General features: G+C 74.4%; 9 protein-coding genes and 1 other RNA gene. 2 read left to right on the top strand and 8 right to left on the bottom strand.

The genetic code is table 11. The features are described 5' to 3' along the window. From IF61_RS0127785 to IF61_RS0127770, 4 genes are all read right to left on the bottom strand, one after another. Nucleotides 1-279: malate dehydrogenase (locus IF61_RS0127785; RefSeq protein ID WP_030369284.1), on the bottom strand; the 279-nt coding region annotated here is incomplete at its 3' end. A gap of 355 nt (nucleotides 280-634) precedes the next feature. After that, on the bottom strand, nucleotides 635-3082 hold the full coding sequence (locus IF61_RS0127780) for a HelD family protein (protein WP_397946177.1): 2448 nt from the start codon (nucleotides 3080-3082) through the stop codon (nucleotides 635-637). A 142-nt stretch (nucleotides 3083-3224) separates the two neighbouring features. Beyond that, a complete protein-coding gene (locus tag IF61_RS0127775) occupies nucleotides 3225-4022 on the bottom strand; it encodes a zf-HC2 domain-containing protein (RefSeq protein WP_030369282.1) in 798 nt (265 codons plus the stop codon). Beyond that, nucleotides 4019-4558, bottom strand: coding sequence for a sigma-70 family RNA polymerase sigma factor (locus IF61_RS0127770; RefSeq protein WP_078660556.1), 540 nt, complete (start codon nucleotides 4556-4558; stop codon nucleotides 4019-4021). Before IF61_RS0127770 ends, IF61_RS0127775 begins: the two co-directional genes overlap by 4 nt. Nucleotides 4559-4915: 357 nt before the next feature. On the opposite strand from IF61_RS0127770, the gene IF61_RS0127765 reads away from it, so the two are divergent. Then, nucleotides 4916-5953: a CHRD domain-containing protein gene (locus tag IF61_RS0127765; RefSeq protein ID WP_030369280.1), complete on the top strand. Its 1038-nt coding sequence runs from the start codon at nucleotides 4916-4918 to the stop codon at nucleotides 5951-5953. Between the two features lie 54 nt (nucleotides 5954-6007). Here IF61_RS0127765 and IF61_RS0127760 read toward each other — a convergent pair whose 3' ends face one another. Both IF61_RS0127760 and IF61_RS0127755 read right to left on the bottom strand, forming a co-directional pair. Further along, entirely contained in the window at nucleotides 6008-6604 is a 597-nt protein-coding gene (locus tag IF61_RS0127760) for a CGNR zinc finger domain-containing protein (RefSeq protein ID WP_030369279.1), read from the bottom strand. Nucleotides 6605-6920: 316 nt separating this feature from the next. Continuing rightward, nucleotides 6921-7880 (bottom strand): LysR family transcriptional regulator, encoded by a 960-nt coding sequence (locus tag IF61_RS0127755; RefSeq protein WP_030369285.1) that lies wholly within the window; start codon nucleotides 7878-7880, stop codon nucleotides 6921-6923. An 84-nt stretch (nucleotides 7881-7964) separates the two neighbouring features. On the opposite strand from IF61_RS0127755, the gene IF61_RS0127750 reads away from it, so the two are divergent. After that, on the top strand, nucleotides 7965-9170 hold the full coding sequence (locus IF61_RS0127750; RefSeq protein WP_107043149.1) for an MFS transporter: 1206 nt from the start codon (nucleotides 7965-7967) through the stop codon (nucleotides 9168-9170). Here IF61_RS0127750 and IF61_RS0127745 read toward each other — a convergent pair. After that, nucleotides 9121-10338 (bottom strand): hypothetical protein, encoded by a 1218-nt coding sequence (locus IF61_RS0127745; protein WP_157848698.1) that lies wholly within the window; start codon nucleotides 10336-10338, stop codon nucleotides 9121-9123. The two genes, IF61_RS0127750 and IF61_RS0127745, sit on opposite strands and share 50 nt — an antisense overlap. A 134-nt stretch (nucleotides 10339-10472) precedes the next feature. After that, nucleotides 10473-10842: a transfer-messenger RNA gene (gene ssrA, locus IF61_RS34725) on the bottom strand. Between the last annotated feature and the right edge of the window lie 33 nt (nucleotides 10843-10875).

Raw genomic sequence — 10875 nt, 5'->3', positions numbered from 1 at the left:
ACCGAGGTGCATCAGGAACGTACGGTCCGAAACCTTGCCCAGCACCACGCCCTCGATGCCGCGGAGGTTCTCCACGATCTCATCGGCGTGCTCGGTGGAGGTCGCGGCGACGGTGACGTCGATCCGGAGCTTCTCGTGGCCCGAAGCAGTGACGTCGAGGCCGGTCACGGATCCGCCGGAGGACTCCACGGCCGTGGTGAGCTGGCTGACCGAGGTCCCGCTCGCGGGGACCTCCAGCCGGACCGTCATCGAGTACGAGACGCTTGGCGCCGTTGCCATGGCCGACTTCCTCTGCTTTCCCTGGTTTCGCTGATGCGCGGCTCGATCGTCCCACCTACCCACCAGTAGGGGGTAACCAGGTCCGGGTTCCGGAAATAAAGTTCCGCAAAAGCCGGCGGGCGCCCTTCCCGGAGGAAGGGCGCCCGTCAGAACGCTAGTGACACCGACCCGCCATGCTCGCCTCGCGGCAAGTGGTCGCTCGTAGCGACGAAGGTTGGGCCCGGGGGCTTGGATCGAGCCGGTGCCGTACCCAGGCTAACAAACCGTCCCCGGAAGTCATTCCGCCCCGGCGAATTCACCCCTGGGGACTCCCCCGGCCGCAGCCGGGGGAGGGTCACCTCGGGGACGGACGGCCTCAGTCCCGCAGCAGGTCCGGCACTCCGTCGGCGTCCGGGTCGTCGCGCTCGCCGGAGAGCACCGTCAGGCGCTGCGTGGCGCGGGTCAGCGCCACGTACAGCACGCGCAGGCCCGCCGGGGACTCGTCGGCGATCTCGGCCGGGGAGACGACGATCGTCGCGTCGTACTCCAGGCCCTTCGCCTCCAGGCTGCCCAGCACCACGACCCGGTCGCCGAGCCCGGCCACCCAGCCGCGGGCCTCGGCGCGCCGGCCCATGGGCACGACCACGCCGACCGTGCCCTCGACGTCCGCCAGCAGGTGCTCCGCCTCGGCCCGCACGGCCGGGCCGAGGGCGGCGCCCGCGACGGCGAAGCGCGGCACGACGCCCGTGGAGCGGACGGCCGCCGGCGACTCCATGCCCGGCATCGCGAGCGCGAGGATCTTGGCCGCGAGCTCGGCGATCTCCGCGGGGTTGCGGTAGTTCACGGTGAGCCGGAAGCGGGTGCGGCGGCGGGCGCCGAGGGCCTCGTCGCGGGCGGCGGCGGCCTCGTCCGGGTCGGACCACGAGGACTGCGCCGGGTCGCCGACGATCGTCCAGGTGGCCGTACGGCCGCGGCGGCCGACCATCCGCCACTGCATGGGCGTCAGGTCCTGGGCCTCGTCCACGATGACGTGGGCGTAGTCGCGGCGCTCCTCGGCCAGGCGCTCGGCGCGCTCGCGGCGCGACTCCGAGCGCTGCGGCATCAGCTCCTCCAGCCCGGTGAGCGCATCCAGCGGGTCGTACTCGCGCGGCTTCTTCGGGCGGGCCGGGGCGCCGAGGAGCGTCTCCAGCTCGTCCAGCAGGGCCACGTCGTGCACGGACAGCGGGCCGCGGCCGGCGGCGTCCAGGCGGCGCAGCGAGCGGGCCAGGAGCCGGGTCTCGCGCGGGCCCAGCACCCGGCGCGAGAAGCGGGCGAGGCGCTTCTCGTCGGCCATGCACGCGAGCACCTGACGCGGCGTCAACTCCGGCCACCAGGCGTCGAGGAAGGCGAGGAAGTCGTCCTCGGTGGTGATGTCCTCGTCGAAGGCGGAGCGGGCCTCGGCGGCGAGCTCGGGGTCGGTGTAGCGCTTGGGTCCGCCGGCCCTGGACCACAGGGCGTCGAGGATCAGCCGGCGGGCGCGCGGGCGCAGCAGGTTGACCGGCGCGGTGCCGCCGAGGGCGCTGTTGCGGATGCGCTTGAGGTCCTCGGCGCCGAGCTCGATGCGGGCGCCGAAGGCGACGACGCGGAGACGGCCGGGCGGGCCGGCCGGGCCGCCGCGGCGCCCGTCCCCGCTGCCGTTCCCCTCGGCGAGGGCGCCGTCCAGCGACAGCTGCCCGTCCTCGCCCGCCGGGGCGGCGGACGGGCGTACCGGCGCCGTCCCCGGGCCGGTGCCCTCCAGCGCGCCGCGGACCGCCTTGCGGAGCACCTTGAGCATGCGCGAGGAGCCCTTGATCCGCGCCACGGCCGGCTCGTCGTACGTGTCGGCCTCGGCGCCGTCGACCAGCGAGCCGACGGCCCGGATGGCGACCTGCCCCTCCTCGCCGAGGGAGGGCAGCACGCCCTCGGTGTAGGCGACGAGGAGCGGGGTCGGGGAGACGACGAGGATGCCGCCCGCATAGCGGCGGCGGTCCTGGTAGAGGAGGTAGGCGGCGCGGTGCAGGGCCACGGCGGTCTTGCCGGTGCCGGGGCCGCCCTCGACCTCGGTCACCGACGCGGCGGGCGCGCGGATGACCATGTCCTGCTCGGCCTGGATGGAGGAGACGATGTCGCGCATCGTGTGGCTGCGGGCCTGGCCGAGCGCGGCCATCAGCGCGCCGTCGCCGACGACCGGCAGGGTGCTCCCGCCGAGGGTGGCGGTCAGCTCCGGGCGCAGCAGGTCGTCCTCGACGCCGAGGACGCGGCGGCCCTTGGAGCGGATGACCCGGCGGCGGACGACGCGGCCGGGCGCCACGGGCGTGGCCCGGTAGAAGGGCGCGGCGGCGGGCGCCCGCCAGTCGATGACGAGCGGGGAGTAGTCGGCGTCGAGGACGCCGATGCGGCCGATGTGCAGGGTCTCGGCGATCTCGGCGCGGTCACCGCTGACGGCGTCGTCGGCGGGCTCGACGGAGGTGTAGGCGCCGTCGGGGCCCTTCTTGCCGTCCTTGCCGAGCAACAGGTCGATGCGGCCGAAGAGGAAGTCCTCGAACTCGCTGTTGAGCCGGTTGAGGTGCACCCCGGCCCGGAAGACCTGGGCGTCCCGCTCGGCGAGCGCGCCGGGCGTGCCGACCTGCCCGCGCTTGGCGGCGTCGTCCATGAGGAACTCGGCCTCGTGGATCTTCTCCTCCAGACGCTGGTACACCCGGTCCAGATGCTGTTGTTCCGTACCGATCTCGCGATCGCGGACCCCGTCGGGCTCGCTCTGCGGTCCGGTCGCCACCTGCGCGTGCGTGGCGTTCTGCGCGGCCACCCAAGCCCCCTTCTGCTGTGCCTAGGGCAGCCGTCAACCGTACGCGAACACAGGTGCTGAGCGCACCTGTCAGGACATGGTTGTTTTTATTCGGGCTGAATGCCTTTTGGTCACACCTTCACGCGGGTGGTCACGGTGGTGGTCACACCTTGACGGTGGCGAGGAGCTTGCCGTCGAGGGTGCGCACCTCGAACCGGGAGATGTCATTCCGGTTCAGTGCGGCGCCGCCGTGCGTGTACAGCGGCTCCTTGCTCCACTTGTCGCCCTTGTCAGCCCTATCGGGCTTGTCGCCCGTCCCGGCCGTGTCCGTCCCGTCCAGGCCGTAGCCGCCCGGCGGGACCGCCCACGTCGTCACCACCTGCCGCTCCCCGTTCTTCCCCACGGCCACGAGATCGCAGGTCAGCGGGCCTCTGACGTGAGCGAGCCGGAGGGCCACATGGGTGCCCCACGGCTTCTGCTGCAGCGAGACCGTCACGTCGGCCTTCGTCGCCGGATCCACCGCGCCGATCTTCTCGCCGTCCTCGTACATCTGCTTGGCCGCGCTCACGCCGCTGTGGTCCGGCGCCTCCTCGGAGAAGACCGCCGCGCCCACCAGCGGACCCGCGACGATCAGCGCGGCGGCGGCCGCGACCAGGCACAGGCGGCGGATGCGCTGCGCGCGGCGGCCGGCCGCGACCCGGTCCAGCAGCCGGTCGAGCAGCGCCGGGTCCGGGCGGGGCACGAGGGCCTCCGGCGCGGGCCCGGCCTCCTTCAGCTCGGCGAGGAGCGGCGTCAGACCCATCAGGCCGTCGAGCTCGGCGGCGCACTCCGGGCACCCGGCGAGGTGCTCCTCGAACCGGGCCGCGCCCGCCTCGTCGAGGACGCCGAGCGCGTAGGCGCCCACGGCGGTGTGCTGCTCGTGCCGCTCGTACTGCCCGTGGTCCGGTGCCGGCCGGTTCATGCCGTCACTCCTCGTTCTTCGAGCGAGAGCTTCATGGAGCGCAGTGCGTAGAAGACGCGGGACCGCACGGTCCCCGCCGGCACGCCCAGCACCTCGGCCGCCTCGCTCACGGTACGTCCCCTGAAATAGGTCTCGATCAGCGCCTCCCGGTGCGCCTCCGTCAGGTCGCCCAGCGCGTCGGAGATCGTCATCAGGCGCAGCGCCCGGTCGATCTCGTCCGCCGCCGGGATCAGCTCCAGCGGGCCGGGGTCGACCTCGCGCGGGCGCGCCTGCCGGCTGCGATGGTTGTCGATCACGATGCGCCGGGCGACGGTCACCAGCCAGGGCCGTACGGAGCCGGGCGCCCCGCGCAGCCGGTCGGCGTTGCGCCAGGCGCGCAGGAGCGTCTCCTGGACGACGTCCTCCGCCCGCTGGCGGTCCCCGTCCACCAGGCGCAGCACGAAGGCGAGGAGCGGGCCCGCGTGCTCTTCGTAGAGCGCCCGCATCAGTTCCTCGTCGGGGCTCGTCCTGTCAGCCACGGCGGCATCCTTGCGCAAGCCTTCTCCCCGGTCGATAGCGCGCGTCGGTGATCCGGCCGGTACCCGCCAGTAGCCGAAGCCGCCGGTTCCGCCCGTTCCGCCGCCGGTGCCGGGGCCCGGTGGACCCCTTCCCCCATGAGTACGGGCCGGGTGGGCGGCCTGTTCAGCGGGTGGCGGGGAATCTCGCAGCCCGCTGAAGGCCCTACGGATCGAATGGCGTCCCCACGGATCGAATGGCGTCCCCGTTCAGCCGTGGGCCCGTGACACAGGCCTCAATTCCCCGCTGAACGGGGGCCGGTGCCGGGCCCGTACGACAGCCCGGGAGACCGGTGCAGGGGGCACCGGCCCCGTACGGGGAGAACGGGGAGGTTCACCATGAACCGCATCGTGGGCAAGCGCCGGACGATCGTCGCCACCGCCACCGCGGCGGCCGTTGCCGCGGGGGTCGGCATCGCCTTCGCGGTGGTGCCGGGCGAGGAGGGCGGCGGGACGGCCGGGGCGCCGGCCTCGTCGTCGGCGCACTCGGGGCACGGCGGCGCGGACGGGAGCACGGCCGGCGGCTCGCTCGGGCCGGTCAGCAGCCCCGACCGCGAGGGCGCCGTCTTCTTCGCCGGCAGCCTCAGCGGCGCGAACGAGGTTCCCGCGGCGGACGGCAAGGCCACCGGCGACAAGGACGGGCAGGCCGTCGCCTTCCTGCGCGTCCAGGGCGACGAGGTGTCCTTCGCCTTCTCCTTCCGCGGCATCGCCACGCCCACCGCGGCCCACCTCCACCAGGGGGAACGCGGCAAGAACGGCGACGTGCGGATCCCGTTCTTCGCGCAGAAGCTGCCCGACGGCCGGACCAGCGCCACCGGCACCGTGAAGGTCACCGACCGGAAGCTCCTGGGCGACCTCGCGGCCGGGCCCGGCGGCTTCTACCTCAACCTGCACACCGGCGAGTTCCCCGGTGGCGCGGTACGGGGGCAGGTGCACCGGCTGAGCGCGCCGCTCGACATGAACAGCGCTGTGAACGCCGTCCAGGCGTCCGTCGTCGAAGGCCGCCAGATCTACGCGTGCCGCAAGCAGGACGGCGGCGGGTTCGCCTTCACCCAGGACAACGTCTCCGCCACGCTCAGCGGGAACATCGCCCACTCCTTCGTACGGCCCGGAGGCGACCCGCAGTGGGTCGCGCCCGACCGGTCCGCCGTCACCGGCAAGGTCGTCACCAGGACCCCGAACGGGGACGGGAACGTCCCCGAGCTCGACCTGCGCGCGGCCCGGTCCGGCGCGGGGACGGGCGTCCTCGCCTCCACCACGGAGATCCTGCGGCTCAACACGCGGGGAGGCGTCGCCCCGGCCGGGCCCTGCGACCCGCAGCGGCAGCCGACGGCGGCCGTGCCGTACCGGGCGGACTACGTCTTCATCGGGCGCTGACCGGGGCCTTCAGGCTGACGGCCGTCAGGCTGACGGTCTTCAGGCCGGCCGCCGTCAGCGGGTGCCGACCGCGCGGCGGCGGTGCCGGGCCACGCGCTCGCGGTTCCCGCAGACCTCGCTGGAACACCAGCGGCGCCGGCGGCCCCGGGACGTGTCCAGGTAGACCAGGGAACACGTCTCGCCCTCGCAGCGGCGCAACTGGCCGCGCGCGGCGGGGTCGGTGAGCAACTCCACCGCGTCGCGCGCGATCTGCCCCAGCAGGGCGCCGCAGTCGGGCGCCCCGACGAGGCTCCGCGACAGGACCCCGTCGGCGCCCCGGTCCGCCTTCAGCGCGGGCGGGGCCGTGACGGCGAGGGCGTTCACCCGCTCCAGGTCGGGGCCGGCGGCGCGGCCGTCGACCTCGGCGTGGACCACGCGGTGCAGCAGGTCGCGGGCCGCGCGGAAACGGCCGAGCCAGGCGGCGTCCACGGCCGCCAGCGGCGTGCCGGGCGGGACCGCTCCGGAGCCGAGGAGCCAGTCGCGCAGGCGCTCGGGGCCGTCGAGCCGCTCGACCGGCTCCTCGCCGGGCCGGCCGCCGCCGGCCGTGGCCACCAGATCCAGACAGAGCCGCCCGGCGTCAAACCTCAACCCGTACGAAGCCGGCGTCACCACCCCACCAGAGTGCCTCGCGAGGGGGCGAGGTGTTAACCCCGCGACCCCGCGGACTGCCGGCACGGCACCGCCGGCCACCGGCTCCCCTCACCGCCCCGGCAACATCCGCCGCCGCAACGGCGATCAGCCCCCGCCGCGCGGACCCGGCAGTACCCAACCGACCGCCGGTTCGGCACCGCCGGCCACCACCGTCGGGGTCACTCGCCCCGCGGCGGAAGACAGACGGCGCCGGCTCTCATCACCGCCGCCACCGGCAACTTCCCCCGCCGCGCGGACCCGGCGGCGCCCGGCCGGCGCCGCCCGTCCAAGGGCCGCGTCACGCGCACATCACCGCCTCATCCCCCGGTGGGAGCCACGCCCCGGGCGGGCGGGTCAGCCACGCGCCGTCCGTCGCCAAAGACGTCGCCGCCGTCCGCAAGGACGCCAGCGCCGGGTGGCGCAGGCCTCGGCGCCAGACCATGGAGACCGGGGAGAGCGGCACCGGGTCGACGAGGGGGCGCAGGACCATCCCTGGAACGTCGATGAACTCCACGCTCGCCAGGACCGACCACCCCCGCCGCCGCACCACCCGCACGAACTCCTCCTTCCCCTCGAGCTCCGGGAAGGGCGCGGCGATCCCGATGCCCCGTCCCTCGAAGAGCCGCTCGGCGAGGTCCGTCCACTCGGCGGTGGCGGGGTTGCCGGCGGCGGCGTAGAGCGTCTCCCCCGCGAGGGAGTCCAGCGGCACCTCCGGCAGGGCCGCCAGCCGGTGTTCCCCGGGCAGGAGCACGGCCATCGGCTCGTACCGCACGGGGCAGTGCTCCAGCCTCCCCCGCACCGCCGGGTCGAGGCCGGCCACGCGCCCGAAGGAGACGTCCAGCCGCCCCGCGAGGATCTCGCCGGCCGCGCCGGTGAGCCCGCTGTGGAAGCGCGCCACCAGCTCGTGTTCCGGCGCCGCGCCGCGCGCGGCGGTCAGTACCCGCCACGCCGTGCCGACCGTGGCCGCGCAGTCCACGATCAGCGGCCGTTCCTCACGCGCCCAGGCCGCGTCCAGTTCCTCGTGCGCGGCGAGCACCCGCCGTGCGTACGGCAGGAGCCGTTCGCCCTCGGCGGTCAGCGTGACCTGACGCGTCATCCGGGTGAACAGCACGCTGCCCAGCCGCTGTTCGAGCCGCCGGACGTCCCGGCTCAGCGCCTGCTGGGCGGTGAACAGCCGGGCCGCGGCCCGGGTGAAGTGCAATTCCTCGGCGACCACGGTGAACGCCCGCAGCAACCGCGGTTCTATGTCGTACGGCACGGGCCGCAGTTAACAACAGATGCGCGTGAATGGCGACAGTTCAGGTGTTGGACCGCGTGCGCGGGCGACCGCGAAGCTCGGTCCATGTCCCCGCTCGCCCCGTACGCCCGTCTCTTCGCCGTCCCCGGCGCCCGCGCGTTCACCGCCTGGAACCTCCTCGCCCGCCTCCCCATGGGCATGTTCGGCGTCAGCGCCGTCCTGATGATCTCCGCCGCCCGCGGCTCGTACGCGCTCGCCGGCGCCGTCACCGCGACCGGTCTCGCCGCGACGGCGGTCGCCGGCCCGCTGACGGCCCGGCTCGTGGACCGCCACGGGCAGGCCCGCGTCACCGTCCCCGCCGCCGCCCTGGCCGCACTGGGCTCCCTGGCCCTGGTCGTGTGCGTGCACGCGGACGCCCCCGCCTGGACCCTGTTCGCCTGCTACGCGGCGACCGCGACCACCCCCAACACCGGCGGCATGTCCCGCGCCCGCTGGTCGCACCTCCTGCGCGCCGACCCGGCCGCCCTGCACACCGCCAACGCCTTCGAGCAGGCCGCGGACGAGGCGTGCTTCATGCTCGGCCCGGTCCTCGCGACGTTCCTGTGCACGTCCTTCTTCCCGGAGGCGGGCACGCTCACCGCCGCGCTGATGTTCCTCACCGGCGCCGTGCTCTTCGCGGCCCAGAAGCGCACCGAACCCCCCATAGCCGCCGGACCCGTACGCCCGCGCTCGCCGCTCCGCGGAAACCCCGGCCTGACCGCGGTCCTGGCCGCCTTCCTCTGCACGGGCGCGCTGTTCGGCTCGCTGGAGGTGGTGACAATCGGCTTCGCCGACGCCGAGGGCCACCGCCCGGCCGCGGGAGCCGTCCTGGCCCTGCAGGCCGCGGGCTCCTGCGCGGCGGGCCTGCTCTACGGGCTGACGCGCCCGGCGGCCCCCGCGGCCGCCCGCTTCCCCCGCTGCCTGGCGGCGATGGCCGCCCTCGCGCTGCTGCCGCTCGCGGCGACGACCGCGGGCGGCGGCCTGCCCGCCCTCGCCGTCGCGCTGCTCCTGGCGGGCATGGCCACGGCGCCCACCATGGTCACGGGCATGAACCTCGTCCAGGGCCTGACCCCGCCCGGCAGCCTCAACGAGGGCATGACCCTGGCCGTGACCGGCCTCCTCGCCGGCATCGCGGCCGGCTCGGCGGCCGGCGGCTACGCCGTGGAGCACGCGGGGGCGGCGGGCTACGCCGTACCGGCCGCCGCCGCGGCGACCGCGCTGCTCACGGCGACGGCGGGCCGCCGTGCCCTCGCCGCACGGCTCGCCGCTTGAGGAGCGCCCCGAGGCCCGCGGCCGCGAGGACCCCACCGGTCGTCCCGCCCGCCACGTAGGCCACGGTCATCCCGGAGCTCCCGCCGGCCTTGGAGGTGCCGGAGTCCTTGGCCGTCGCGGCGGCGGCCGTGATCTCCAGGTGGGCCACCTTCGTGACCCGCCCGTGGTGGCTGGCCACCGTGACCGCGTACGTCCCGGGCGCGAGCCCCTGCCGGATCCGGGCGGGCGCGTAGTACCGCGGATCGTCCCCGTCGCCCGCCTTGCTGTCGTCGCGCCGCAGCCGCACCGGCCGCTCGAACGCCGGCGACGTGGCCGTCAGCCGCTCCTCCTCGCCCGGGTCGGGCGCCCGGTCGCGCCACAGGACATTGACCGTGCCGCCGGCCGGGACCCGGTGGCCGCGGTCACGGGCGCCCCCCGGCCCGGACGCCGCCGAGGTGCCGAAGAAGGCGGGCCCGCGCGCCCTGCCGACGTAGTCGCGGTCGCCGGGCCGCGCCGCCCGCACCGTCAGCGGCTTCTCGTCGACGACGCGCCCGCCCGGCCCGTACAGCGTGACCTTGTACGTGCCGTCGCGGACGCCCTGCGGCAGCTCTGCCGCCCCGGAGAACAGCCGCGGATTGTTCCAGTCCGTGCTCTTCGGGTCGTGCGCCAGCCGCACCTCCTTGCGGAAGGCGGGCGAGCGCACGGCGAAGGACTGCCCGGTCTCGCCGGGGTACAGGTCGTCGTACGCCATCCACAGCCGCTCCCCCGGCCGCAGCACCTCGCCGGGCGAGGCCGCCGTGAAGCTCGGCCGCCGCGACGGCTTCACCTCGACGCGGTCCTTCGCGACGACCCGGCCGCCGGCCCGGACGGTGAGCGGGTACGTGCCGGGCCCGGTGGTCATCGCGATGGCCGGACGGCCGTGGTGGGCGTGCGCGCGCGGCGCGAGCCGGACGGCGTGCGGGAAGACGGGCGAGGAGACGGTGACGTCGCCCCGCTCGCGGACGCCCTGCACCTCTATGTCGACGAGCTCGCCGGGGCGGTTGTCGAAGGCGCTGTTGAGCAGCACGTGTACGGGGCCGCCGTCACCTGCGTGGCTGCTGTCGCCGGCGAACGCCGGGGCGGCGCCTCCGGCGAACCACAGGATTCCCGTGGCCAGCACTGCGGCCACCGCCGTACGCGTCCGGTTCACCGGGCCACCACCCCCTCGCCATGGAGCGTCACCAAGAAAGAGGGCCGGGGGAGCCGATCGGTTGCGCGGGCTCGGCATGACAAAAGCCCCTGGCCTGCGTTTCCGCAGATCAGGGGCTTTTGCCCACATGGGATGAGTGGAGATGGCGGGAATCGAACCCGCGTCCAACGGTGCAGAATCAGGGCTTCTCCGTGTGCAGTTCGCTGCGATTTTCTCAGCCCCGGAGATCACGCGAACAAGTCTCCGACGGGCTCAGTCACTGTTTGATTTCCCACCAGGCCCCGTGACCGGGCCTAGTGGTTTAGTTCCCTAGCTGATGCCAGGATCCGGGTCGGGAACAGCCCCGGGCTGACACTTCGCAAGTCGCTACTTAGGCAGCGAGGGCGAAGGAATCGCGCTTGGTGTTGGCGATTATTGGTTGCGACATATGGTTTACGAGATCATTGCCGCTTCCTCGACACGCTTCCCCTGCTTCGACATCCGCTGTCGAAACCGATCATCCCCATGTTGATTTTTCAATGTGCGCACCGGGTACCA

It is taken from the genome of Streptomyces roseoverticillatus (assembly GCF_000719265.1).
Lineage (GTDB): Bacteria > Actinomycetota > Actinomycetes > Streptomycetales > Streptomycetaceae > Streptomyces > Streptomyces roseoverticillatus.
Note: the sequence above shows the minus strand (reverse complement) of the source record. Positions and strands in the feature narration are given on the sequence as shown.